The sequence below is a fragment of the Variovorax sp. HJSM1_2 genome (assembly GCF_049316285.1).
In the GTDB taxonomy this organism is placed as follows: Bacteria; Pseudomonadota; Gammaproteobacteria; order Burkholderiales; family Burkholderiaceae_C; genus Rhodoferax_B.
Map to the genome: position 1 here is coordinate 57,572 of NZ_JBMOXA010000004.1, position 25,445 is coordinate 83,016.

The following is a 25,445-nucleotide window of genomic DNA, read 5'->3' on the forward strand; positions in this document are numbered from 1 at the left end:
GCCCCGACACCTCCTGGAATCCATCTTGTCTTTCCTTGCCGAAACCCGCCGCCGCCGCACGTTTGCCATCATTTCCCACCCGGACGCGGGTAAAACCACGCTGACCGAAAAGCTATTGCTGTTCTCGGGCGCGATCCAGATCGCCGGCTCGGTCAAGGCGCGCAAGGCCTCGCGCCACGCCACCTCCGACTGGATGGAAATCGAAAAGCAGCGCGGCATTTCGGTCGCCTCGTCGGTGATGCAGATGCTTTACCGCGAGCACGTGATCAACCTGCTCGACACCCCCGGCCACAAGGACTTCTCGGAAGACACCTACCGCGTGTTGACCGCCGTCGACTCGGCGCTGATGGTGATTGACGCGGCCAACGGTGTTGAAGCGCAAACCCGCCGCCTGATCGAGGTTTGCCGCCAGCGCGACACCCCCATCATCACCTTCGTCAACAAGATGGACCGCGAAGTGCGCGAGCCGCTGGACATCATGGACGAGATCGAACGCGAACTCGGCATGCCCTGCGTGCCCATGACCTGGCCCGTGGGCCAGGGCAAGACCTTCGGCGGCATCATGAACCTGCGCACGCAGACCATGACGGTGTTCGACTCCGGCAAGGAGCGCCTGCCACAAGAGTTTGAAACCATTCCACTGAGCGACCGCGCAACCTTGTTGGCCCGCTTCGGCCACGAGTTTGAAACCGCCGAGCAAAGCATGGAACTGGCCGTGGGCGCATCACCGGTGTGGGACCACGAAGCTTTCCTGGCTGGCAAACAAACGCCGGTGTTCTTCGGCTCCGGTGTGAACAACTTCGGGGTGATGGAAGTGCTGGACGCGCTGGTCGACCTGGCGCCTTCGCCACAGCCGCGCATCAGCACCACGCTGGTCAACCGCCAGCCTGTGGTCAAGGAAATCAAGCCCGAAGACACGGCCTTTGCGGGCGTGGTGTTCAAGGTGCAAGCCAACATGGACGCCAACCACCGCGACCGCATCGCCTTTGTGCGCATGGCCTCGGGCAAATACACGCCTGGCATGAAGCTCAAGGTGCAGCGCACCGCCAAGGAACTGCGCCCGACCTCGGTGGTCACCTTTCTGTCGCAACGCCGCGAAGCGGTGGATGAGGCTTACGCTGGCGACATCATCGGCTTTACCACCCACGGCGGCGTGCAGTTGGGCGACACCATCACCGATGGCGCGTCGCTGCAGTTCACCGGCCTGCCGTTCTTCGCGCCCGAGCTGTTCACCACTGTGATCCTGAAGAACCCGCTGCGCACCAAGCAGCTGCAACAGGGCCTGGCGCAATTGGGTGAAGAAGGTGCAATCCAGGTGTTCAAACCCGATGTGGGCGGCCCCATGCTGCTCGGCGCGGTGGGGCAACTGCAGTTTGAAGTGGTGCAGCACCGCCTGAAGACCGAGTACGACGCCGACGTCAAACTCGAGTCCTGCCAATACACCGGCGCACGTTGGATCACCGCCGACACCCCGGCCGAGCTGCGCGCCTTCACCGACGCCTACCCCATGCGCATGGCGCACGACGCGGCCGAAACCCTGGCCTACCTCTGCACCTCGCCCTACGACGTGCGGCTGGCCCAGGAACGCTTCCCCAAGATCCACTTCCACCCGCTGCGCGAACACGCCGGCCTGGCACTGCAAAACGCCGGTTAAGCGCAGCCGATGACGATGCAAGCCTTGGCCAACTGGCCAGCCCCCAGCGGCAACACGCTGCTGGGTGTGTTCACCGACATTGACGACACCCTGACCGCCGACGGCGCCATCACCCCGGATGCGCTGCAGGCGCTGGCCGACCTGAAGGCCGCAGGCCTGAAGGTGATTCCGATCACGGGCCGTCCCGTGGGTTGGAGCGAACCCATGGCCGCGCACTGGCCGGTGGACGCCATCGTGGCGGAAAACGGCGCCGTGGCCTTGTTACCGCCGACCTCGCCGGCGCGCGCTGGCTTGAACGAAAAAGGCCTGCTAAGCCCACCCGACCAGCGTTGGCAGCTACAAAAACTATACCAACAAGATACCGCCACACGCAGCGCCAACTTTGCGCGCATGCAAGCGGTGCTGCAGCAGATCGAGCAAACCGTGCCCGGCGCCCGCCGTGCCGAAGACTCGCCGGGGCGCGAAACCGACATCGCCATAGACCACAGCGAGTTCACCCATCTGCCACAAGCGGCGATCGACCAGGCCGTGGCACAAATGCGCGCCGCCGGCATGAATGCCACGGTCAGCAGCATTCACATCAACGGCTGGTTTGGCGCGCACAACAAACTTGAAGGGGCACGCTGGATCACCCAGGCCTTGTTTGGCCGCGATCTGGATGCCGAGATGGCGCGCTGGGTCTATGTGGGTGACTCGACCAACGACCAGTTGATGTTCCAGACGTTTGAACATTCGTTTGGCGTGGCCAATATTCGCCGCTTCGAAGCCCGCTTGAGCCACCTGCCGCGCTACATCACGCCCAGTGAACGCGGCAGCGGCTTTGCCGAGGTGGCACGCGCCATACTGGCCGCGCGCACCGGCGTTTAGTCCTTGGCCGCAGAGGTGGTAGAAGCCGTAGAGGCCGCAGGCTTTTCCCTGGCCGCCAGCGCGGCCTTGCCTCGCGCCAGCAGTGGCTTGAGTTTGCGCCACCAGAGTTCGCGCTGCCAGCCCAGCAGCCCGGCCAGCACCCGCGGGTTGTAGCCCACCAAGCCCCAGCGCTCGCGGCGCGCACTCATCCAGACTTTTTTGTAGGCATCGTCGCCGACCAGAAAGTCCACCTCGCGCACGCCGTCCACCGTCAGCACATGCTCCATCAGCAAGGCGGACACCAAGGTGCCGGGTGAGTAGGCCTTGAAGTTTTCGTCGTAGGCCACTTTGTAGATGTCGGCCTTGCCATGGGCCACGGTCCAGATCTGCGCAGCGATGGGCTGGTCCTTCATCCAGGCCAAACCCATGCGCAGCCAACCCTTGTCGGCGCAGGTGCGGATCAGGCCGGGCACAAATTCGGCAAAGGGCTCGTCCTTCTTCCAGCTCGCGCTGTAGACCTTTTGGTAGGCTTCAATGGCCTGCTCCAGCGCCTGCGGCGATGCCGTGTCCACCAGCTCTATACGCCCGCCTTCCTCTACCAGTTTGGCGCCATGGCGCTTGATGGTGCTGCGGAAGTTGGCCTTGCGCTGCATCAGGTAACCCTTCCAGTCGCTTCGCACCGGCTCGTACCAATTGCCAAAACAAAAGAAGTCAAAGTGGCGCAGCCCGCCCAGGCTCATCGCCTGCTGCAGCAGTTGAAACTGGGCCGCGCCATGGTCCATGGGCGACAGGTTGACCGTGGCCAGGCGCGGCCAACTTTTCTTCAGCGCGCGAAACAGCACGGCGACGTCCTGCGCTGTCGCGGATGCTGCCAGGCATGGCGCGTAGAGCGCGGTGTAGTAGTTGGCCAACGCGCGCAGCGTGAGCACACCCTGTTCGCGGTCCACACGCAATGGCAGTACCGCCAACACTTCAGAGGTGCGGCGCAAGACATAAAACCAGAGGTCGTTGGTCTGATCGGCGAACACTTTGTCGACGAGGTTGGCATACCAGCTCCAGCCCAGCTGCATGCTGGTGTGCTCGGCCCGTTCCATCAACGCGCGCGCATCGTCGGGCAGATCGCTCAGAGCCTGGCAGCCCTCAACCGTCAGATCAGCCTCGGTATGGATACGCTTCATGCAACTCCTGTGATGTGTTGTGCGTGGGTCATTTTTAGCTGTTGTTCAGCGCCTGCTGCAAGGTCTTCAGCATCCAGTCCATGTGCTGGTCCTGCAGTTCCTGGTGACAGGGCAGATGCAGCAGTTCCAGACGGTACTGTGTGGCCGAACGGCAGTGCGACAGCGCCAGGTCATCCCAGCGCCAAACCGGCAGGCCCTGGCGTTTGAGGCGGAAGAATACCGTCTCGGGGGCCAGCAGCCGCAGCGGGAACATGTAAGGAACCGTCTCCGGTGCCAACGTGGGTAACAGCGGCACACAACCGGCGAGCGAGCTGGTCGCGTCCACCCAGCGTTTGTAGTTGCGCCTTCTGGCCTCGACCAATTGCGGCACATCCGTCATGTGCATCACGGCACGCGACCAAGCCAATCCGGCCTGCCCTTGCAGCGCGGGATTGTAGTCATGCGACAGACCACGCGGCAGCAGGCGATCGGCGGATGCCGCAGGCACATTTTCTGGCGCGGCAGTTGCCGCTGCTGACAGCGGTGGCGCGGGCTGGCGCTGGTTTTGCATGAATTGCCAGACACCGCGCAGCTCCGCCTTCAGGCCCGGATGAGCGGGCCGCAACACATGCAGGTCTTCTGGGCGGCTGCCCCATAACAAGCCACCATCCGCGCACGGGAAAAACTTGGGCGGGCTGGCGATGGCAAAACGCCCCCAGCGGCCGAACTGTGCCTGTCGCTCGCCGCCAAACAAGGCATGTGAGCAGTCCTCTATCAGGTCCACGCCGTACTGCTCACACAAGGCCTTGATCGCAGACAGGTCACGCACAAAACCAAAATAATGCGGCACCAATACACAGCGGATCTGCGGTTGCGCCTGCAGGGTTTTCTCCACCGAAGCCAGGTCGGGCGTCAGATCCGGCAACACCTCATAAAGGTACAGCGGAGCAGCCAGGGCAATGGCCGGGTCCAGCATGGTCCGGCAATGGTAGGAGGGTGCGAGAAAGCCGGCATTCGGCCCCACGCCCAGACAACGCAAGGCTTCGAAAAGCGCATAACGCGCACGTGTGAAAAACAGCGCACCGTCGGCCCCGGCATGTGCAGTGCGAAACCCAGGCCTTGCGCGGTGCGGCAACAGCTGCCAGGCGCGGCGCGGCGTGACCGGCAGGCGCGGCGACGGGAAATCAAACGCGCCAGGTTCAAAACGCAGAAACTGCTGGTCAAAGCCGCTTTCAAGCGCCGCTTGCATTTCGGACTGCTGCATGTGTTCCACCCGCAATACACCTCTCTGTTCCACAAAAGTCTGCCTCGTCCACGGCGGCACGGCCTCAGCTGGATTTGCCGCCGGTTTTGTTGCCAAGCGCCACACAGCAGCCGAAAAAATGCTCCGCGCAGTCTAACGTCTGTACATCACGACAATACACGTCGCGGCCCACGCGCAGCTCAGCCGGCATCAGTTTCGGCACGTGTGATGCCCAGGCGCCGCGCCATCCTCGCCAGGTTGGCCCGGTCAAGCCCCAAGGTGCGCGCGGCCGCGGCCCAACTGCCGCGGTGTTGCGCCAAGGCCTGGGCAATCATGTCGCGCTCCAGCTTCTCCACCGCCACACGCAGCGCGACCGGAGCCGCCCCGGTTGCCGCCGCTGTGGCGGCTGAGGGTGTTGGCTGTGCAGACGCAACTGCGTCGGTCGCCAGTCCCAAGTCCTCGGCCTCCAGTGTCAACATCTGCGGCCGCGGTGTGTGCCGGCCCAGGGCCTTGAGCACACTCCGGCCCAGCAAATGCTCCAGTTCACGCACATTGCCGGGCCAGGGGTAGGCCAGCAGCGCGGCCTGCGCCTCGGCGCTGAGCCGCACGCTGCGCAGGCCCAGGCGCGAGCGGTTTTCCTCCAGGAAGCCACCGGCCAGCGGCAGCACATCGCGGCCACGGTCGCGTAATGCGGGCACACGCAAAGGGTAGACGCTGAGGCGGTGGTAGAAATCGGCACGTAGGTGGCCGGCGCGCACTTCGTCGGCTAGGTCGCGGTTGCTGGCAGCAATCAGGCGCACGTCCACGCGGTGCTCCCGGTCCGAGCCCAAACGCTGCACCTGGCCGCTTTGCAGCACACGCAGCAGTTTCGCCTGCACCGCCAAGGGCAGTTCGGCCACCTCGTCCAAAAACAGGGTGCCGCCATCGGCCAGCTCAAACTTGCCGCCACGCTCGGCCACAGCCCCGGTGAAGGCGCCGCGCACATGGCCGAAGAGTTCACTCTCCACCAGGTTGTCGGGCAGCGCCGCGCAGTTGACCGCCACCATGGGCCGCGTGGCGCGGCTGGAGGCGGCGTGCAGCGCCTGCGCCACCAGTTCCTTGCCGGTGCCGGTTTCGCCCTGGATCAAGACACACAACTCGCTGGGGCCCACCAGCGCGATTTCCTTCATCAGTTGGCGGTGCGCCGGGCTTTGCCCGGTCAGGGTGCGCGGCAGACTGCTGCTGGCCGCTTGCTGGTAGACCTCGGCCCGGTCTTCCAGGCGGCGTATGCGCTGCGCCACCGCCACGGTGGCCGCGGCCAGGCTGGCGAAGGCTTGCAGAGTTTCCGGTGACTTGGCGGCAAAGCGGTTGACGCTGAGCGCATCCAGCGTGAGCAAGCCCCAGGGCTGGCCGTCCAACTGCAATGCGCAGCCCATGCAGTCGTGCACCGGCAGATGGCCGTCAATGCCGTCCACCAAACCATCGTAGGGGTCTGGCAAGCCACAGTCGGCGGCGAAGCGCACCGGGCCGGGCGCCGCCAACAGGGCTTCAAAACGCGGATGTTCGGCCAGCTTGAAACGCCGGCCCAAGGTGTCGCCGGACAAGCCATCCACCGCCAAGGGCACGAGGCGGTCGCCATCCAACTGCAGCAGCGCAACCGCATCACACGGCAACAAACGCCGCAAGGTTTGCAACATGCGACGGTAACGCTCGGCCTCGGGCACATCGCGGGCCAAATCGGCGGTCAGCGGCAGCAAGGCTTCGAGCAGCGGGTTTGATGTCATAAACACTCCAATGGTGTCATTATGACCCACCACTCAATCGAGTCATTATGACTTTATCAACCCTAAGCCATTGATTTAAAACCTATCACCGCTTGGCACGGCGGTTGCAATACCGTACTACCTTTAACCCTCGGAGCCTCTCTTATGCTGACCGCCGCCCAACGTGCCATTGTCTCGTCCACCGTGCCCCTGCTGGAACAAGGCGGCGAAGCACTCACCACACACTTCTACAAACTGATGCTGGCCGAGCATCCCGAGGTGCGCCCGTTTTTCAACCAGACCCACCAGGCCAGTGGCGACCAGCCGCGCGCGCTGGCCAACGGTGTGCTGATGTACGCCAAGAACATAGACCGGCTCGAAGCCATGGGCCCGCTGGCGACGCAAATCGTCAACAAACACGTGGCGCTGCAGGTGCAGCCCGAGCACTACCCCATCGTTGGAGCCTGCCTGCTGCGCGCCATCCGTGAAGTGCTGGGTGCGGAGATTGCCACCGATGCGGTGATCGACGCCTGGGGCGCTGCCTACGGCCAACTGGCCGACATCCTGATAGGCGCCGAAAAACAGCTCTACGACAGCCAGGCTTCGGCCCCCGGCGGCTGGCGTGGCGAGCGTGCGTTCACGGTAGAACAAAAGGTGGCCGAGTCGGACGAAATCACCTCCTTCCACCTGGTGCCCGCCGATGGCGGCGCCCCCATGGACTTTCTGCCCGGCCAATACATTGGCCTGCGTCTCAACGTCAACGGAGAAGACATACGCCGCAACTACTCACTCTCTGCAGCCCCCAACGGCCGCAGCTACCGCATCAGCGTCAAGCGTGAAGCCGGCGGTGTGGCGTCGAACTTTCTGCACGACCAGGTACAGGTGGGCAGCACGCTGCAACTCTACGCACCATCGGGCGAGTTCACGCTGGCCGCGAGTGACAAACCACTGGTGTTGATCAGCGGCGGTGTCGGCATCACCCCGACCCTGGCCATGCTGGATGCGGCGCTGCAAACCCAACGCCCGGTGGTCTTTATCCACTGCGCACGCAACCACCGCGTGCATGCGTTCCGCCACCATATCGAAGCCGCAGCCAGGAAGCACCCACAGCTCACGCGTTACTACTGCTACGACGACGCCACGGGCACGCCCGAAGCCGAGGCGCCGCACGCCAGCGGCCTGTTGGACCCGGCGCGCCTGCAGGCGTGGCTGCCGGCCCACACACGCGACGTCGATGCCTATTTCCTTGGCCCCAAACCCTTTATGCGCGAAGTGCGCCGCCACCTGCGCAGCGCCGGTGTGCCCGAGGCACAGGCACGGCACGAGTTTTTTGGCCCGGCGTCTGCGTTGGAATAACGCGGCAAAAGGCATAGAAACAGACGCTACACCGGCAGGTCGCGCTCCGGCTGCCATGTGGCGTCACAGCCCTGCCCGGCCGCGATCCAGCGGCGTACCCAGCGGCCCAGCAGACGGGTGAGCCAGCGCGGTGTGCCGCTCTGCCTTCCCAGCAAACGCTGCGGCGCCATCAGCAGACCACATTGGTAGCGCTGCTCGGCGTCGCTCCAATGCAGGGCCTTGCAGGCACCGCTGCGGCGGCGCGACACCATCATGCCCAAGGGGCACGGTGCCACCAGACAACACACACCACAGCCGTTGCACGGCGCACCAAAGGCGGGTTTTGCGGGGGCACCGCGGTGCACGTAGATTTGCTGCCAAGCCATGTCAATTGGCTGTGCAGCAGGCGGCTGGGACGAGGAAGATTCGGGAGTTGGCATGGGGGAAGGAGACACTTGCGCGCAGTGTCGTTGCCGCAGGCGCAGCCGTCCAGCGGTTTTTACGCCCTGCCATTCACTCGCAATTCAGTAGCAGCCTACGCAATCGCAGATGGCATCAGAGGGCTATTTTCCTCAAGACGGCATTGGCGCTGGAAAGCTGCCCTTGAGTGCCTGGTACAGCGCAGCAAAGCGTTGGTAGCGCTGCACCAGCTCGGCATCACGCGCCTCGGGGTGGAACAGCTGCACCACAGCCGGGCGGCGGCAGACCTCTGCGGCGCTGCCGCCATCGGCCAGCCAACCCAGGCGCGCCGCGCCAAGCGCCGCGCCCGTGGTCCCGCCGTCCAGGATTTCCAGCGGCATTCGCAGCACATTGGCCAGCAACTGAACCCACCAGGCGCTGCGTGTGCCCCCGCCCACGGCCGACAAGGCGTGCACCGGCGTGGCGCGTGACAAGCTGCGCCAGCCATCACACAAACCAAAAGCCACACCCTCGGCCACGGCGTAAGCTATTTGCGCCGGGCCGTGCTGGTGGCCCAAGCCAAACAGCACGGCTTGGGCCTGCGGGTTGTGGTGCGGCGAGCGCTCACCAGAAAGGTAGGGCAAAAACAATGGTGCCTGCGCACGCTCCGCAGGGCCTAAGGATGCAGCTGCGGCCAACATGGCAGCCTCGTTGGCAAAGCCCAGGGTGCGTGTGGCCCAGGTCACGGCGCTGGCGGCGGACAACATCACCGCCATCTGGTGCCACTGCTGCGGCAGCGCATGACAAAACGCATGCACGGCTTGCGCGGGGTTGGGTTCAAAACGCTCGGTCGCCAGGAACACCACACCCGAGGTGCCCAGGGACACAAAGCCCTGCCCCGGCGCCGTCACCCCCATGCCTACAGCGCTGGCCGCGTTATCACCCGCGCCACCGGCGACGGGAATGCCGGCACGCAGGCCCCAGCGCGCGGCCAGGCTGGCCGACAAACCGGCCGCCACCGCACTGCCTTCCACCAGCCTGGGCATATGCGCCTCAGTCAAGCCACAAGCGGCCAACATCGGCGCGGACCAGCGGCGCTGGGCCACGTTTAGCCATAAAGTGCCGGAGGCATCTGAACAGTCGGTCACGGCTTCGCCGGTGAGCCGCAGCCGCAGGTAATCCTTGGGCAACAACACGCGGGCAACACGCGCAAACAGCTCGGGCTCGTGTTTGCGCAGCCACAACAGTTTGGGCGCAGTGAAGCCAGGCATGGCCAGGTTGCCGGTGATGTCGGACTGGCCGGGCACAGCCCGCTCGAGCGCAGCACATTCAGCGGCGCTGCGGCCATCGTTCCACAAAATGGCCGGGCGCAGCACCTGGTCCTGCTGGTCGAGCAACACCGCACCGTGCATCTGACCGGACAAGCCTATGCCACGCACCGCAGACAAGGCCGCCCCATGTGAAGCCGCGAACTGGTCCATCACCCATTCCAGTGCCTGCCACCAGCTGCCTGGCTGCTGCTCGGACCAGAGCGGCCGGGGCTGCTGCACCGTCAATGGCGCATGCGCCACGGCCAGCACTTCATGCTGGGACGAAAGCAACAAGGCTTTGAGTTCTGAGGTGCCGAGGTCGAGTCCGAGATACATGGCGCGGTGGAGAAAAAGAGAATGGGAGAAAAAATCAGCCCTTGCTGCCGTAACGCCCCTCGGCCTGGCGGCGGAAATCCTTAGGTGTCATGCCTTTGATCTGCAGAAAGCGCCGGTTGAAGTTGGCCACGTTGTTGAAGCCCACGTCGTAACAGACATTGCTCACATAACGGTCGGTCTCCATCAGCAACTGGCAGGCGCGGTTGATGCGCAGGCGGTTCACAAAATCGGTGAAGGTGTTGCCCGTGGCGCGCCGAAAGTAACGCGAGAACTGGCTTTCACTCATGCCCGCGCGCGCCGAAATGTCGGACATGGTGAACTGCTCGGCACAGTGGTCGGTGAGGTAGCTGACGATGCCGCTGAGCTGCGCCAGCGAGGCGTCGTCGTCAAAGCTCTGCATCTGCACGGTGGACAACAAGCGGTACTCGGTGCAGCGCGCCAGCTCGCCCAGCAGTTGCAGAAACTCGCCGAATCTTTGCAGGCCGTGGCTGGCCTTGATGCGCTCCAGATGTATACGCACGGTCTCGCTCATGCCAAAAAACTCTATGCCATGGCGCGCGCGTTCCAGCAGGGGCAACACGCCCTGCAACTCACCAATGTGGCTGCTGGCCGCGCGCAACGGTGCGTCGGCAAATTGCAGCACCAGGTCACGCAGGGCCACGCCGCCAGCGGGCGGATCGCTGGAGATCCAGTTGTGCGGCAAGCGTGGGCCGGTGAGCACCAGGTTGCCGGGCTCGAAGTGGCCGATGTAGTCGCCCACAAACAGCTTGCCGCGGGTTTGCACGATCAGATGCAATTCATATTCTTCGTGCTGGTGCCAGCGCACCAGGGGCGTGGGAATGCCATGCTCCAGATAACGCAGGCTGCCATGCATTTCGCGTGGTTCATACCCCAGCGTGGGGTCGCGTCCCAGATCGTGTTCGAGTTCGGGTTCACGTATGCGGTTTCGCAAACTCACCATGTTCATCTCCTTGGGCGAAATGCCGGCTGGCCCAGCGTCATCAACACCGGCCTCTGGCGCAGACATTACCACTGTGCGCCATGGCTGTGCCTGTCATCACGGCAGCAGGTCGGACACTCAGGATTTCGCCGCCGCGCCACAAGCCACAAACGCGGCCACCCGAGCACTGGCACCGCGCAGGGCCGTCACCAGCCGTGCATCACCCGCATACTCGCCCCAGAACGCGACGTTGTCTGCCAGCGCTTGCACCGGGTCTGCGGCATCACACATGGCGTGTGCCACGGCCGGGTCCATGCCCTGGTCCTGGTATTCGTAGGCAAGTTCACCTCGGTGCCAGCGTTGCAAAAACGCCAGGAACAAGGCCGGCAACATCGCCACCGCATCGATGCTCGCGCCACGCGCCAGGCATTCACGTACCGTGGGGGCGATGAAGCCCGGCATCTTGGAAAAGCCGTCCGCCGCAACACGCTGGTTGGTGTCCTCAATCGCAGGATTGCCAAAACGCTCGAGCACGGTATCGCGGTAGGCGGCCAGATCCAGCGGGCTGGGGCTGGCCGGGGTGTCCAGGCATGGCATCACGTCCTTGGTCACGTAGTCAAAGGCCATCTTGCGGATGCGCGCGTCATGCGTGCCTTGGTGGATGTACTGGTAGCCCGCGAGTGTGCCGGCCCAGGCGATGCAGCTGTGTGTGGCGTTGAGCAGGCGGATCTTGGCCTCTTCAAACGGCGCGACCGAGCTGACCATCTGCACCCCGGCAGCTTCCCACTGCGGGCGACCGTTGCAGAAGTTGTCTTCTATCACCCACTGGATGAACGACTCGCCCATGACGGGCGCGGCGTCGGCCCAGCCAGTCGCTTCTTTCACGCGCTGGCGCAACTCGGGCGCAGGACGCGGCGTGATGCGGTCCACCATGGCATTCGGGCATGTGGTGTTGCCTTGCACCCAAGCCATCAGTGTTTCGTCACCCGCCAGTTCTATGAACGACAACAAGCCCCTGCGCACGCGGTCGCCGTTGTGGCGCAGGTTGTCGCAGTTGAGCAGGGTGACCGCACCCGATTGGCGCCGCATACGCTCGCGCAGAATGGCCGTGAGCGCAGCGTAGATGCTGCGTCCGGGCAAACCGTTGCGCGCATTCGCCAGATCGGCCGCAAGTTCCGGCACGGACAGGTCGAGGTTGTTGCGCGCATCGAGGTAATACCCGGCTTCTGTGACCGTGAACGAAATGATGCGGGTGTTGGCGGCGGCACCCAGCGCGATCAACCCGGCCAGATTGGCTTTGTAGGGAATGATCTTGCGGATCGATTCGATGCGTTCATACCGACGCTGGTTCGCAGGGCTCACGGTTTCCAGGGTATAGGCCCCGCCCTGGGCTTCCAAGGCGGCCATCACCTCGGGCATGTCGGGGCGCAGGTTACCGCCGGCCAAGGCCCATGGGCTGCTGGCTGCGGCTGTGAGTTGCCGATAACGGTGCATGTACCACGCCTGGTGCGCGCGGTGGAAAGAGCCGACACCAAGGTGCAGCATGAGCAGTGAATGGGCTAAGGGCATTTGCTTTTCTCCAGCGAGATCTTCTTGACGCGTTGGTGCGCGGTCGGGGTCAAATACGCGCCACCATGCGCCCTGCGCTGTCAAAACAGTGCAAGCTGCTGAGGTCGAATTCGAGCGTCACCGGGTCGCCCACTTCAAGCGCCGTGCGCTCGCTCTGGCGCGAGATCATCGACGTGCCTTTGACCTCGACGTGGATCAGGGTGTCGGCCCCGAGTGACTCGATCAGCTCGACCTTGCCCGGCACACCGCTGCGGCCAGCGGGCAAGACCCGCACACCTTCGGGGCGCACACCTATCAAGCCATCGGATGGCACCGGGAAACCGGTCTGGCCCGAGAGTGAACCGAACCCGGCCAGTTGCGCGGCCTTGACGATGTTCATCGACGGCATGCCTATGAACTGCGCGACGAACTGGTTGGCCGGTTTGTCATACAGATCGAGTGGCGCGCCCACTTGCTCAATCGCACCGTCGCGCAACACCACCACGCGGTCGGCCAGGGTCATGGCTTCCACCTGGTCGTGTGTCACGTAGATGGTGGTCACACCCAGCGCACGGTGCAGCTTGTGGATCTCGACCCGGGTCTGGCCGCGCAATGCGGCGTCGAGGTTGGACAGCGGTTCGTCGAACAAAAAGATCTTCGGTGCACGCACAATGGCACGGCCTATGGCCACACGCTGACGCTGCCCGCCCGAAAGTTCCTTGGGTGTGCGCTGCAGGTACTTGCTGAGGTTGAGGATGTCGGCCGCGTGCTCCACCTTTTGCTTGATGACATCGGGCGCCACCTTGGCCAGTTTGAGCGCGAACGACATGTTGTCGTACACCGTCATGTGCGGGTAGAGCGCGTAGCTTTGGAACACCATGGCCAGATCGCGTTGCGACGACGGCAGGTGGGTGATGTTTTTGCCATCAACATGCAGCGAGCCGCCGTCTATGCTTTCCAGCCCGGCGATCATGCGCAGCAGCGTGGACTTGCCACAGCCGGATGGGCCGACGAAGACAATGAACTCGTTCTTGTGGATGTCGAGATCAACCCCCTTGATGACCTTGTGTTGGCCGAAGATTTTTTCAACACCGCGCAGTTGAAGAAATGACATGATGATTCTTCCTTGAGAGATGGATGCCTAGGCCAGCGGCATGCAGAAATGGGGCTGGCCACGTGGGGCAATGTGTTTACTTGACGGCACCAAAGGTGAGCCCCTGCACCAGTTGCTTCTGGCTGAACCAGCCGAACACGATGATGGGTGCGATGGCCATGAGCGAAGCGGCAGAAAGCTTGGCCCAGAACAGGCCCTCGGGGCTGGAGTACTGCGCGATCAGCGAGGCCAGCGTGCCGGCTTTTGACGAGGTCAGGTTCAAGGCCCAGAAGGCTTCGTTCCACGACAACACCAGGCACAACAGGCCGGTGGAGGCAATGCCACCCATGGTGAGCGGCAGGATCACGTGTTTGAACTCGTCCCACACGCTGGCGCCATCCAGGCGCACGGCTTCCAGAATGTCCTTGGGCACTTCCTTGAAGGCGCTGTAGAGCATCCACACCATGATGGGCAGGTTGGACAAGGTGAACACGATGATCAGCGCGGTGACCGAGTCGAGCAGGCCCGCGGTCTGCGCCATCACATACACCGGCACCAGCGCCCCCACGGCGGGCATCATCTTGGTGGAGAGCATCCACATCAGGATGTCGCGTGTTTTCTTGGTGGGGAAAAAGGCCATCGAATACGCGGCCGGCACCGCGATGATGATGCCCAGGATGGTGGAGCCCAAACTGGTGATCAACGAGTTGACGGCGTAGTGCAGGTAGTCGCTGCGCGCCTGCACCTCACGGAAACCTTCCAGCGTGGGTGTGAAGATGAATTGCGGCGGCACGGCAATCGCCTGCATCTCGGTCTTGAACGCTGTGAGGAACACCCAGAACAGCGGAAAAAACAGCAGCAGCGCGAGCCCCCAGGCCGAGATCGTGCGCAGCCACGGAAAAGCATTTTGGTTCATGGTGTTGTTCTCCCGGGGTTCAGTCGAGGTTCTTGCCGACCATGCGGATCAGGAACACGGCGGCGATGTTGGCCAGGACCACGGCGAACAAGGCCCCAGCCGAAGCCACACCCACATCGAAGTTCATCAGCGCTTGTTTGAAGATCAGGAACGCGAGGTTGGTGCTGTCGTTACCCGGGCCACCGCTGGTGGTGGTGAAAATTTCGGCAAACACGCTGAGCAGGAAGATCATTTCTATCATCACCACCACGGCGATGGAACGCCCCATATGTGGCAGCACCAGGTACCAGAACTTGTCGAAGCGGGTGGCACCGTCCATGCCGGCGGCGTCCATCTGTTCGCGGTCCAGCGACTGCAGCGAGGTGATGAAGATCAGGCAGGCAAACGGCAGCCACTGCCACGACAACATGATGATCACCGACAGCAGCGGGAACTCGGTCATCCAGTCGATCGGTGTCAGCCCGAAGAAGCGCCACACATGCGCCAGCACCCCGTAGATAGGGTTCATCATCATGTGTTTCCACAGCAAGGCGTTCACCGTGGGCATAACGAAGAACGGCGAGATCAGCAGCACCCGCACAATGCCCTGGCCGGGAAACGGCTCGTTGACCAGTAGCGCCAGGCCCACACCGAGCACCACGGTGATGATGATCACCGAACCCAGCAGTTGCAGCGTATGCAGCACCGACGGCCAGAAGTCGGGGTCGGTGATGAAGTAGTGGTAGTTTTCCAGGCCGACGAATCCGGTCTCGCCAGGATTCATCAGGTTGTAGCGGATGACGGAGAAATAAAGCGTCATCACCAGTGGAACAATCATCCACAGGAACAGGGTCACGATGGACGGTGCCATCAATACACGGGGTAGGAAACGGCTCATGGGGGGCTTTCGAATACGGGACGATCCGATGGAACCTGTTGGCCCCCACCCTGCCCGCCATGGGCAGGTGGTGGCACAAAGTCATACAGGTGTGTTCGGGACAGACCTGGGCCTCATGCCCTGGGTCTGCAGCCACGCAGCAGGGTGCGGCTCAGCCAGAAGGCTGGCCCGCACCGATGGGCTTACTTCTTGTAGTAGCCGCCTTTGCTCATCTCACGCTCGGCCACGGTTTGCGAGGTCTTGAGCGCCGCGTCCACCGTTGTTTTGCCAGCCAGTGCCGAACTCATTTGTTGCCCCACGGCAATGCCAATGGCCTGGAACTCGGGAATGGCGGCGTATTGCACACCCACATACGGCGACTTAGGCAAGGTGCTGTCGTTCGGGTTCGCAGTCTCAATCGCCTTCAGCTCCGTAGCAGCGAAGCGCGCCACCTTCTGGAACTCGGGGCTGGCGTAGGTCGACTTGCGTGTGCCCGTGGGCACGGATTGCCAGCCCACTTCTTTGGCCACCAGTTTCACGTAGTCTTTGGACGTGGCCCAGGTGATGAACTTCTGCGCCAGCTCGGGCTTCTTGGAAGAAGCGGGCACGGCCAGGTTCCACGACCACAGCCAGTTCGCACCCTTGGGCGTCACCGCGGTGGGGGCTTGCACAAACTCGGCCTTGTCGGCCACCTTGGATTGTTTGGGGTCGCTGACAAACGAGGCGGCGATCGACGCATCTATCCACACACCACACTTGCCTTCGTTGAACAACGCCAGGTTTTCGTTGAAGCTGTTGGCCGAGGCGCCGGGCGGGCCGTACTTCTTCATCAGATCTACGTAGAGCGTGATGGCGTCCTTCCAAGGCTTGGTTTCAAGCTGTGGTTTCCAGGCCATGTCGAACCACTGGCCACCAAAGGTATTCACCATGGTGGTGATCAGGGCCATGTTGTCGCCCCAGCCCGGCTTGCCACGCAGGCACAGGCCGTACACCCCCTTGGCCGGGTCATGGATCTTGGCGACGATGTTGGCAATGTCGGTCCACGTAGGATTGCTTGGCATGGTCAGGCCTGCAGCCTTCACCAGGTCCGCGCGGTACATGGTGATGGAGCTTTCGGCGTAAAACGGCGCGGCGTAGAGCTTGCCGTCGGTGGTCAGGCCGTTGCGGATGGCCGGCAGCATGTCGTCCACATCGTAGGCGGCATCGGTTTTGATCGGGGCCAGCCAGCCCTTCTTCGACCAGATGGGGGCTTCGTACAGGCCAATGGTCATCACGTCGAACTGGCCGCCCTTGGTGGCGATGTCGGTGGTGACACGTTGGCGCAAAACACCCTCTTCCAGCGTCACCCATTTGAGAGAAACGCCGGGGTTGGCGGCCTCGAAATTTTTGCCCAGTTTCTGCATCTCGATCATGTGCCCGTTGTTCACGGTGGCAATAACCAAGTCTTCAGCCTGGCTGCCGGCAGCGCCCAGCAGGCCGACGATGGCAGCAGCACAAATCTTCAATTTCATGAAAAGTCTCCTGTGTTTTCGGGAACCGCCGCTGCATTGCGTATACAACTTGCGGGTCACGAAATAGTAGGAGAGCGGAGGCTATGAGGCCGATACCTCAGAAGCGAGTTCTGATACTTGTTTGCGCCAAAGATCTGGTGTTAACCCTAGATGGCGTTGTTAAAGTATCGGAAATGAGCAAATCTGCGTGAAATAGTGCCCAAAGCAGTTGGCAAAACCAGCAAACGGGCCGATCCGGAATTCAAGTATCAAATTGGCAGTTCAAGCAAGCCCAACATGCGGTAAAAGCTATGGATACAGGAGCACCCGTGTGCAGCGAGCAGGTCGTTTGCTGCCGCTTCAGCCCGCACGCTGGACAAAGCCGTCGAGCACATTCACCGCATTGACCCCGACCTCGGCCACGGCATAACCCCCTTCAAACACCAGCACCGTGGGCAGGCCGGCGGCCGCCAGGTCTTCCCCCACCCGCAGGAAATCGGCGCTCTGCAGCTGGAATCCGGCGATGGGGTCACCGGCAAACGTGTCCACACCCAGCGATACCACCAAGGCATCGGCACCAAATGCGGCGATGCTTTGCAGCGCCACGGCCAACGCCGCACGCCAGCGGGCGAAATCGCTGCCGTGCGGCAGCGGCAGATTGAGGTTGGCACCCAGGCCCGCGCCCTGCCCCAACTCGTCGGCATAACCCAGGTAATAGGGGTATTCGGTGTGCGGGTCACCGTGTACGCTGGCAAAAAACACGTCGGGCCGGTCATAAAAAATCGCCTGCGTGCCGTTGCCGTGGTGGTAGTCGATGTCTAACACCGCCACACGTTGCACACCGGCATCACGCAATGCCTGCGCCGCAATCGCTGCGTTGTTCAGGAAGCAGTAGCCGCCAAAGAAGTCGGCTCCGGCGTGGTGGCCTGGCGGGCGCGTCAGCGCAAACGCGGAACGCTCACCCTGCAGCACTTTTTGTACCGCCGTCAATGCACAAAACGCACCGGTCTGCGCCGCACGCCAGGTGCCGGAGGTGAGCGGCGAACCCGCGTCGTACGAGAACAAACCCATGCGCGCGGGAAAGCTCGCGGGCAACACGTCGGAGCGAAAACTGCGTATAGGCCAGTACGACGGAATTGCATCACGCTCGGCATTGGCCGGGTCCAGCGCCACCCACTCGTCCCAGGCGCCGGCCAGAAAATCGACGTAGCGCGCAGCGTGCACACGCGTGATGGCGTCAAGGCCAAAGCCTTGCGGCGCCTCTATGTGGCCCAGCTTGCGGCTTTGCAACTCGGCCAGTACGTAGTCGGCGCGTGCCGGCACTTCCACACACGGCACAAGATTGCCGCGGTACATCTCCATCTTGCCGTGGTGCAGAGGGTGTTGGTCGTTGTAGATGGTCAGCATGGTGAGTCAATCTCCGTTACGTGCCAGCACGGGCGCCAAGGCCTGGCCGGTATGGGTGCCGAGTTGCACCAGCTTTTCGGGCGTTGCGGCAGCGACGATTTGCCCACCACGCGTGCCGCCATCGGGACCGAGGTCTAGCACCCAGTCGGCTTCGGCGATGACGTCGAGGTCGTGTTCGATCACCACCACGCTGTGGCCGGCGTTCACCAGACGGTGCAGCACGTGGATCAGCTTTTCCACGTCGGCCATGTGCAGGCCGACCGTGGGTTCGTCCAGCACGTAGAGGGTGTGCGGTGCTTTCTGGCCGCGCCGGCCGACTTCATCGCGCACCTTGCTGAGTTCGGTGACCAGCTTGATGCGTTGCGCCTCGCCGCCGCTGAGCGTGGGCGAAGGTTGGCCAAGCGTGAGGTAGCCCAGGCCCACATCCTTCAGCAGTTGCAGCGGGTGCGCAATGCTGGGCATGGCGGCGAAGAACTCGACCGCTTCGTCCACTTCCATCTGCAGCACATCGCCAATGTTTTTGCCGCGCCAGGTCACCGCCAAGGTCTCGGGGTTGAAGCGAGCGCCATGGCAGGTTTCACACTTCACCTTCACGTCGGGCAAGAAGCTCATGGCGATGGTGCGTATGCCCTGGCCTTCGCAGCTGGGGCAACGGCCGTCGCCGGTGTTGAACGAGAAGCGTGCAGGGCTGTAGCCGCGCGCGCGCGCCTCCAGCGTTTCGGCAAACAGCTTGCGGATGGTGTCCCAGAAACCGATGTAGGTGGTGAGACACGAGCGCGGCGTTTTGCCTATGGGCGTTTGATCAACTTCGAGCACGCGGTCCACGGCTTCGTAACCCGTGACATCGCTGCAGCCAATCCACGGCGCGCGTTTGCCGGCATCCCAATCGTCGCGGCCGGCTTTGGTGGCGCGCTGCTGCACGGCGGCTTGCACATTGGTCAACAACACGTCGCGCGCCAGCGTCGATTTGCCCGAGCCGCTGACGCCGGTGACGGCCACCAGACGGTGCAGCGGTACACGCGCTTCGACGTTTTGCAGGTTGTGCAACTGGGCGCCGCGCACGGTGATCCATGGCTGCGCGTTCTCGCCTTCCGCAGCCGTCGTCGTCACTTCGCGGCGCGCTGCGAGCGGATGGCGAATGGCGTGCAACAGGTAGCGGCCGGTCACCGATTCGGCCACGGCCGATACATCGGCCACCGAACCCTGCGCCACCACCTGCCCGCCACGTTTGCCGGCGCTGGGGCCGATGTCGATGATGTGGTCGGCACGGCGAATGGTGTCTTCGTCGTGCTCCACCACCACCAGCGTATTGCCCTTGTCGCCGAGCTTGTGCAGGGCGTTGAGCAGGATCTGGTTGTCGCGCGCGTGCAGGCCTATGGTCGGCTCGTCGAGCACGTAACAAACGCCCTGCAAATTGCTGCCCAACTGCGCCGCCAGACGGATGCGCTGCGCCTCGCCGCCGGAGAGGCTGGGCGCGCCACGGTCCAGCGTCAAATAACCCAGGCCCACTTCTTCGAGGAAGGCCAGGCGGTTGGCGATTTCGGGCACCAGGTCGCGGGCAATGCCGGTTTCGCGTTCACTCAGCTTGTGTTCGGCTTGCAGCTGTGTGACCCAGCTCGACACCTCGGCCACACTCATGCTAGCCAGCGAAGTGATGGCCTGGCCGTCGAAGCGCACGGCGCGTGCCGTGGCATTGAGGCGTGTGCCGCTGCAGGTGGGGCACACGTGGTCGACCACGTCTTCGATCTCGGGCTCGGCAAAGGTCTGTTCGCGGCCTTTGTTGTCGTCGTCGCGCACGGAGTCGTCGAGCACCTTGCGCTGCTCCTTGGTCAACGCCAAGCCGGTGCCCACGCAGTCCGGGCACCAGCCGTGTTTGCTGTTGTAGCTGAACAGGCGCGGGTCCAGCTCGGCGTAGCTTGTGCTGCACACGGGGCAGGCGCGGTGTGTGGAAAACGCCAACACGCGGCCAATGCCGGCGGTGGGCGTACCGTTCTCCATCGCGTCTTTCAAACCGTCCAGGTCACTCAAGATGTGCACTACACCCTTGCCGTGCTCCAACGTCGTCGCCAGCGCTTGGCGCAGTTGCGCTTCGTTCTCGGGTGTCACGTCAAGACTGGCCACGGGCAGTTCTATGGTGTGTTCCTTGAAGCGGTCGATGCGCGGGAAGTTGGTGGTCGGTAAAAACTCGCCATCCACCCGCAGATGCGTGAAGCCACGCGGGCGCGCCCAATCGGCCAGCTCGGTGTAGACACCCTTGCGGTTCATCACCAGCGGCGCCAGCAGGCCTATGTGCTGGCCCTTGAAGTTGCGCAGCAACTGGCTGACGATGCTGTCCGGCGTCTGCGGCTGCACGGCGGCATCGTCGTGGATGCAGTGCTGCGTGCCTAGCTTCACGTACAACAAACGCAGGAAGTGCCAGACCTCGGACGTGGTGCCCACCGTGGACTTGCGGCCGCCACGGCTCAGGCGCTGCTCGATCGCCACCGTGGGCGGAATGCCGTACACCGCATCCACCTCGGGCCGGCCCGCCGGCTGCACAATGCTGCGCGCATAGGCGTTGAGCGATTCGAGGTAACGGCGTTGGCCTTCATTGAACAAGATGTCGAACGCCAGCGTGGATTTGCCCGAGCCGCTGACGCCGGTGATCACGTTGAACTTGCCGCGCGGAATATTGACCGACAGCGCCTTGAGGTTGTGCTCTTTGGCGTTGACGATTTGTATGTCTTGCGACGGCAACACGCGTGCTTTGCGCAGCGCTGCAATCGGCGCCTCTTGCGCCACCAGCGGGCCCAGGCCCAGCGTGGCGTCGTATTCCCGCAGCGCTTGCGCGGTGTACGACGTGGGGTGTTTGCGCACCTCTTCGGGATTGCCCACCGCGACCACGGTGCCACCGGCGTCACCGCCTTCGGGGCCCATGTCGATCAGCCAGTCGCTGGCGCGAATCACGTCGAGGTTGTGTTCGATCACCACCAGCGAATGGCCGGCGTCGAGCAGGCGGCGCAGCGCACGCATCAGCTTGGCGATGTCGTCAAAGTGCAGGCCGGTGGTGGGTTCGTCGAACAAGAACAAGCTGCCCTTGCGTGCCGTGGGCTGGCGGCTGGCGCTGCCGCTCTTCGCGGCCTCGGCCAGAAAGCCCGCCAGCTTCAAGCGCTGCGCTTCCCCCCCGCTCAACGTGGGCACGGGCTGGCCGAGCTTGACGTACTCCAGACCCACGTCGACGATGGGTTGCAGGGCGCGCACCACGTCGCGGTCGTGTTCAAACATCAGCGCGGCTTCGGCCACGGTGAGGTCCAGCACATCGGCCGCGTTGAGTTGCACCAGGCGGGCATCGGCCACGTTGCGGCGCTCTATCTTCACTTCCAGGATTTCCGGGCGGTAGCGTTTGCCGTCGCAGTCGGGGCAACGCAGATACACGTCGCTCAGGAACTGCATTTCCACGTGTTCAAAACCCGAACCACCACAGGTGGCGCAGCGGCCATCGCCGCTGTTGAAGCTGAACTTGCTGGCGGTATAGCCACGTTGGCGCGCGAGTGTGCTGTTGGCAAACAATTCGCGTATGGCATCCCACGCACCCACATAACTGGCGGGGTTGGAACGCGCGGTTTTGCCTATGGGCGACTGGTCGACAAACACCACATCGCTCAACTGCTCGGCACCGAGCAGGCGGTCGTGCAGGCCAGGGGTTTCGGTGGCGCGGCCAAAGTGGCGCATCAGCGCGGGCGCCAACACGTCCTGTATCAGCGACGACTTGCCCGAGCCGCTGACACCGGTAATACACACCAGGCGCTGCAGCGGCAACTCTATGGTCACGTCTTTCAGGTTGTGCTCACGTGCGCCTTCAAGAATGAGGCGCGGCGTGCTGTCGGTCACCAGGCGTTTAAAACCAGAGCCAATGGTTTTGCGGCCCCCCAGGTAGGCACCGGTGAGCGTATCCGCGTTGCGCAAATCAGCGGTGCTGCCGTCGAACACGATGTCGCCACCACGCGCACCGGGGCCGGGCCCCATGTCTATCATGCGGTCGGCGGCCAGCATCACGGCGGGATCGTGCTCCACCACCACCAGCGTGTTGCCCGCGTCGCGCAGGCGCAGCATGGCTTCGATGATGCGGTTCATGTCGCGCGGGTGCAGGCCTATGCTGGGCTCGTCCAGCACAAACAGCGTGTTGACCAGCGAAGTGCCAAGCGCCGTGGTGAGGTTGATGCGCTGCACCTCGCCGCCGCTGAGTGTGCGGCTTTGCCGGTCGAGCGTGAGGTAGCCAATGCCCACGTCACACAGGTAACGCAGGCGGGTGTTGATCTCTTCCAGCAACAGCTTCAGCGCCTGCGCTTCACCCACTTTGGCGTGGTGTGCCAGCGAGGGTTCGAGTCGCGCAAAAAAGCTGCGCAAGCGGTCCAGCGGCAGCAACATCAAGTCGTGCAGCGTGAGGCCGGGCAAGGCTTCGAGTTGTGCACGCGACCAGTCCACGCCAACAGGCATCTGGCGCTGCTCAGGGGGCAGCGCGGCGTTGGCGTTCTCGGCGGAGCCGATGCGCCACAGCAGGCTTTCGGTTTTGAGGCGCGCACCCGCGCACACCGGACAGGTGGTGTAGCTGCGGTACTTGGACAGAAGCACCCGGATGTGCATCTTGTACGACTTGGTTTCCAGGTATTCGAAGAAGCGGCGCACACCAAACCAATGCTGGTTCCACTTGCCGTTCCAATTCGGCGAGCCGTTGACCACCCAGTCTTTTTGCTCGGCCGTCAACTTGTAATACGGCGTGTCGCGCGGAATGCCAGCCACCTCAGCGTGGCGCATCAAGTCGTCCTGGCATTCTTGCCAGGCAGGCGTTTGCATAGGCTTGATGGCGCCCGCACGCAGCGTGAGTTTGTCGTTCGGAACAACCAGTCCGTAGTCCACTCCGATGACACGGCCAAAACCACGGCAGCTGTCGCAGGCCCCTACGGGTGAGTTGAAGGAGAACAGCGAAGGAATAGGCTCGGCGTAACGCAAGTCGCTTTCGGGGCAATGCAGGCCGGTAGAGAACTTCCACAGCAAGGGCTGGGCGTCGTCTTGCAAGGCGTAGACCATGACGCGGCCCGCGCCACGTTTGAGACCGACTTCAATCGCCTCGATCACGCGCGCGCGTTCAGCGTTGCTCAGGCGGATACGGTCAACCACCACATCCAGCACCTTGCGGGTGGTGGCGCCAGCCGCGTCAACTGCACCCGCCTTTTTGCTAGCGGCTTTGGGTTTGCTTTTGCCGGGTGTGGTGGCGGCCGGGGCTGAAACGGCGACTTCGCGCTCGGCTTGCACACGGGTGAAGCCGCTGGCGGCAAGCCACTGCGCCACTTCTTCAGCGGTCACCGTGGCCGGCAATTCAACCGGAAACGTGATCACCAGACGTGGATCACCAGCAGCTTGCGCGCGGGCTGCGAGCTCTTCGTAAATGCTGTCGGGGGAATCGTGGCGCACCGGCAGCGCCGTGACGCTGTCGAACAAATTCGCCGAGCGCGCAAACAGCAGCTTCAGGTGATCGTTCAGCTCGGTCATCGTGCCCACGGTGGAACGGGACGAGCGCACGGGGTTGGTTTGGTCGATGGCGATGGCAGGCGGCACGCCTTCCACGCGGTCCACGGCGGGTTTGTCCATGCGGTCCAGAAACTGGCGCGCGTAGGCTGAGAAAGTTTCCACGTAGCGCCGCTGACCTTCGGCGTACAGGGTATCGAACACCAAACTGGACTTGCCCGAGCCACTAGGGCCGGTCACCACCGTCAATTCGCCGGTGTGGATATCCAGGTCAAGATTCTTCAGATTGTGCTGGCGGGCCCCTCGAATGCGGATCGATCCCTGGGTCATGTAGATGCTCTTAGGTTGGTGTGGCGAACCATTTTAGGGAGCCGTCAATACCTTCGCTGAGCAGCGCCGAACATCCTTTGCGCATCGCCAACAACTGACAAAAGCCCAGGTCTGATGGGCACATGGCACCGTGCCGTTTCCATACGAACGGCAGGATCTATCGAAATTTGTGCGGTTTGCCCCGTTCCTGGTTCTTGTTTGAAAAAACAGCACTGTCCATTTCAAAATCTTCTTTCAAGCGAAAAAGTACACAACGTAACAAATGCAGTTTCCAGATAATTCATTGCATACACAGTAACAAAATAAATTCACTGCACATGAAAACCCTCAAAAAACTTCGTCATGCATTTGCACTCTGTGGCATCTCTGCTCTTTTTACTGGCCCGGCCCAAGCCATGCCCGCACTCGACCCGTTGATGACGGGTGCCGCGCCCACGGCGGCTGGTCAGGGTCTGGCGGGCGCTTGGTACAAAGTCAACGACGACGCACGTTTCAGCAATTACCAGTGGTCCGAAGGTGGCGCAGCCTCGACCGAAGTCAAAAACTTCGGCTGGGGGACCGGCATTTGGTCAACCATGGATATCGCCGACATTGCCTCTGGCCAAAATCCCAATGTCACCGCCATCGCGCACACGGTTTCCGACATCAGCTTTGCCAACAACTTGTACAACAACACTTATGGCGCAAGCCCCTGGCACGTCGATGGTGTGCGCCCATTGGCTCCCATCGTGATTGCAGTCGGTGGTGGTGAAACCAACTACGCGGCGGTTTTCACCGGCTATTTGTATGTGGCTACTTCCGGAAAATATGATTTCGGCGTGTTTTCTGACGACGGTTTTTCATTCTCATTGACCGGCGCCAATGGCCTGTTGGGCATGGGTCAGGACAACGTGGCGGAAAGCTCCGGTCGCAGCTACTTTTCACTGGCAGAAGAAAATGATTTGCTCGGTGGTGTCGATCTGTCCGTTGGTTACTACGCCATCAACCTCAACTACTACAACCGCCTGGAAGCCGGCGTGATCGATCTGGGTTGGGCAGGACCAGACGGGCAATGGAGCCTGATCCCACCGGAAGTGTTACTCAACCATGTCCCGGAACCCGCCAGCGTAGCCCTCTTTTCCCTAGGCCTACTCGGAGTCTGGGGCGTGCGCCGCAAACGCCGCGCCTAAGCCTCTCCACAGACGAAGCCCGCACGTCCACAACCCCTATCGTTTTGTTTGCATTGCGACTAGGGGTGGGGCCTTCCTTTGCCTCGCCAAAAGACGGCGTTCCGAGCCGCCTGACTTGGACCGCAGAGGAGGCGGCGCGGCGATGTCCATTCTTAGCCTCAATTTACGC

The 25,445-nt window shown here is 62.7% G+C and carries 17 protein-coding genes; 4 read left to right on the forward strand and 13 right to left on the reverse strand.

Going from position 1 to position 25,445, the window contains the following annotated elements; all coding sequences use genetic code 11:
- Positions 1-25: 25 nt before the first annotated feature.
- Positions 26-1,654 carry a peptide chain release factor 3 gene (locus ACFQ95_RS05865; RefSeq protein WP_422829901.1) on the forward strand — a complete coding sequence of 543 codons (1,629 nt, stop codon included), beginning with the start codon at positions 26-28 and terminating at the stop codon, positions 1,652-1,654.
- Between the two features lie 15 nt (positions 1,655-1,669).
- Positions 1,670-2,521, forward strand: coding sequence for an HAD-IIB family hydrolase (locus tag ACFQ95_RS05870; protein ID WP_422830091.1), 852 nt, complete (start codon positions 1,670-1,672; stop codon positions 2,519-2,521).
- On the opposite strand, the gene ACFQ95_RS05875 is transcribed toward ACFQ95_RS05870, so the two are convergent.
- The 3 genes from ACFQ95_RS05875 to norR form a co-directional block, all read right to left on the reverse strand.
- A complete protein-coding gene (locus tag ACFQ95_RS05875) occupies positions 2,518-3,678 on the reverse strand; it encodes a GNAT family N-acetyltransferase (RefSeq protein WP_422829902.1) in 1,161 nt (386 codons plus the stop codon). The two genes, ACFQ95_RS05870 and ACFQ95_RS05875, sit on opposite strands and share 4 nt — an antisense overlap.
- 34 nt (positions 3,679-3,712) lie before the next feature.
- A complete protein-coding gene (locus ACFQ95_RS05880) occupies positions 3,713-4,921 on the reverse strand; it encodes a DegT/DnrJ/EryC1/StrS family aminotransferase (RefSeq protein ID WP_422829903.1) in 1,209 nt (402 codons plus the stop codon).
- A gap of 179 nt (positions 4,922-5,100) precedes the next feature.
- Positions 5,101-6,663, reverse strand: a complete 1,563-nt coding sequence (norR, locus tag ACFQ95_RS05885; protein ID WP_422829904.1) for a nitric oxide reductase transcriptional regulator NorR — start codon at positions 6,661-6,663, stop codon at positions 5,101-5,103.
- Positions 6,664-6,807: 144 nt separating this feature from the next.
- On the opposite strand from norR, the gene hmpA reads away from it, so the two are divergent.
- A complete protein-coding gene (gene hmpA, locus ACFQ95_RS05890; RefSeq protein WP_422829905.1) occupies positions 6,808-7,998 on the forward strand; it encodes an NO-inducible flavohemoprotein in 1,191 nt (396 codons plus the stop codon).
- Between the two features lie 26 nt (positions 7,999-8,024).
- On the opposite strand, the gene ACFQ95_RS05895 is transcribed toward hmpA, so the two are convergent.
- The 10 genes from ACFQ95_RS05895 to uvrA all read right to left on the reverse strand — a co-directional run bounded on the left by ACFQ95_RS05895 (position 8,025) and on the right by uvrA (position 24,107).
- Positions 8,025-8,363: a hypothetical protein gene (locus ACFQ95_RS05895; RefSeq protein WP_422829906.1), complete on the reverse strand. Its 339-nt coding sequence runs from the start codon at positions 8,361-8,363 to the stop codon at positions 8,025-8,027.
- Positions 8,364-8,549: 186 nt separating this feature from the next.
- Positions 8,550-10,022, reverse strand: coding sequence for a xylulokinase (gene xylB / locus ACFQ95_RS05900; protein ID WP_422829907.1), 1,473 nt, complete (start codon positions 10,020-10,022; stop codon positions 8,550-8,552).
- A 34-nt stretch (positions 10,023-10,056) separates the two neighbouring features.
- Entirely contained in the window at positions 10,057-10,989 is a 933-nt protein-coding gene (locus ACFQ95_RS05905; protein WP_422830092.1) for an AraC family transcriptional regulator, read from the reverse strand.
- Between the two features lie 111 nt (positions 10,990-11,100).
- A complete protein-coding gene (gene dalD / locus ACFQ95_RS05910) occupies positions 11,101-12,531 on the reverse strand; it encodes a D-arabinitol 4-dehydrogenase (protein WP_422829908.1) in 1,431 nt (476 codons plus the stop codon).
- A gap of 49 nt (positions 12,532-12,580) precedes the next feature.
- Positions 12,581-13,624 carry an ABC transporter ATP-binding protein gene (locus ACFQ95_RS05915; RefSeq protein ID WP_422829909.1) on the reverse strand — a complete coding sequence of 348 codons (1,044 nt, stop codon included), beginning with the start codon at positions 13,622-13,624 and terminating at the stop codon, positions 12,581-12,583.
- Positions 13,625-13,700: 76 nt separating this feature from the next.
- Positions 13,701-14,519 carry a carbohydrate ABC transporter permease gene (locus tag ACFQ95_RS05920; protein ID WP_422829910.1) on the reverse strand — a complete coding sequence of 273 codons (819 nt, stop codon included), beginning with the start codon at positions 14,517-14,519 and terminating at the stop codon, positions 13,701-13,703.
- A gap of 19 nt (positions 14,520-14,538) precedes the next feature.
- Positions 14,539-15,396 carry a carbohydrate ABC transporter permease gene (locus tag ACFQ95_RS05925; RefSeq protein WP_422829911.1) on the reverse strand — a complete coding sequence of 286 codons (858 nt, stop codon included), beginning with the start codon at positions 15,394-15,396 and terminating at the stop codon, positions 14,539-14,541.
- A 182-nt stretch (positions 15,397-15,578) separates the two neighbouring features.
- A complete protein-coding gene (locus tag ACFQ95_RS05930) occupies positions 15,579-16,886 on the reverse strand; it encodes an ABC transporter substrate-binding protein (protein WP_422829912.1) in 1,308 nt (435 codons plus the stop codon).
- A 339-nt stretch (positions 16,887-17,225) separates the two neighbouring features.
- Entirely contained in the window at positions 17,226-18,272 is a 1,047-nt protein-coding gene (locus tag ACFQ95_RS05935; protein ID WP_422829913.1) for a histone deacetylase family protein, read from the reverse strand.
- 6 nt (positions 18,273-18,278) lie between these two features.
- Positions 18,279-24,107 (reverse strand): excinuclease ABC subunit UvrA, encoded by a 5,829-nt coding sequence (gene uvrA, locus ACFQ95_RS05940; RefSeq protein ID WP_422829914.1) that lies wholly within the window; start codon positions 24,105-24,107, stop codon positions 18,279-18,281.
- 317 nt (positions 24,108-24,424) lie between these two features.
- Here uvrA and ACFQ95_RS05945 point away from each other — a divergent pair, with 317 nt between their 5' ends.
- A complete protein-coding gene (locus tag ACFQ95_RS05945) occupies positions 24,425-25,276 on the forward strand; it encodes a PEP-CTERM sorting domain-containing protein (RefSeq protein ID WP_422829915.1) in 852 nt (283 codons plus the stop codon).
- Positions 25,277-25,445 lie beyond the last annotated feature (169 nt).

Coding starts and splice junctions, on each gene's coding strand:
- ACFQ95_RS05870 (WP_422830091.1), top strand. CDS start 1,670: ATGCAAGCCTTGGCCAACTGGCCAGCCCCCAGCGGCAACACGCTGCTG.
- ACFQ95_RS05875 (WP_422829902.1), bottom strand. CDS start 3,678: ATGAAGCGTATCCATACCGAGGCTGATCTGACGGTTGAGGGCTGCCAG.
- ACFQ95_RS05880 (WP_422829903.1), bottom strand. CDS start 4,921: ATGCAGCAGTCCGAAATGCAAGCGGCGCTTGAAAGCGGCTTTGACCAG.
- norR (WP_422829904.1), bottom strand. CDS start 6,663: ATGACATCAAACCCGCTGCTCGAAGCCTTGCTGCCGCTGACCGCCGAT.
- hmpA (WP_422829905.1), top strand. CDS start 6,808: ATGCTGACCGCCGCCCAACGTGCCATTGTCTCGTCCACCGTGCCCCTG.
- ACFQ95_RS05895 (WP_422829906.1), bottom strand. CDS start 8,363: ATGGCTTGGCAGCAAATCTACGTGCACCGCGGTGCCCCCGCAAAACCC.
- xylB (WP_422829907.1), bottom strand. CDS start 10,022: ATGTATCTCGGACTCGACCTCGGCACCTCAGAACTCAAAGCCTTGTTG.
- ACFQ95_RS05905 (WP_422830092.1), bottom strand. CDS start 10,989: ATGAACATGGTGAGTTTGCGAAACCGCATACGTGAACCCGAACTCGAA.
- dalD (WP_422829908.1), bottom strand. CDS start 12,531: ATGCCCTTAGCCCATTCACTGCTCATGCTGCACCTTGGTGTCGGCTCT.
- ACFQ95_RS05915 (WP_422829909.1), bottom strand. CDS start 13,624: ATGTCATTTCTTCAACTGCGCGGTGTTGAAAAAATCTTCGGCCAACAC.
- ACFQ95_RS05920 (WP_422829910.1), bottom strand. CDS start 14,519: ATGAACCAAAATGCTTTTCCGTGGCTGCGCACGATCTCGGCCTGGGGG.
- ACFQ95_RS05925 (WP_422829911.1), bottom strand. CDS start 15,396: ATGAGCCGTTTCCTACCCCGTGTATTGATGGCACCGTCCATCGTGACC.
- ACFQ95_RS05930 (WP_422829912.1), bottom strand. CDS start 16,886: ATGAAATTGAAGATTTGTGCTGCTGCCATCGTCGGCCTGCTGGGCGCT.
- ACFQ95_RS05935 (WP_422829913.1), bottom strand. CDS start 18,272: ATGCTGACCATCTACAACGACCAACACCCTCTGCACCACGGCAAGATG.
- uvrA (WP_422829914.1), bottom strand. CDS start 24,107: ATGACCCAGGGATCGATCCGCATTCGAGGGGCCCGCCAGCACAATCTG.
- ACFQ95_RS05945 (WP_422829915.1), top strand. CDS start 24,425: ATGAAAACCCTCAAAAAACTTCGTCATGCATTTGCACTCTGTGGCATC.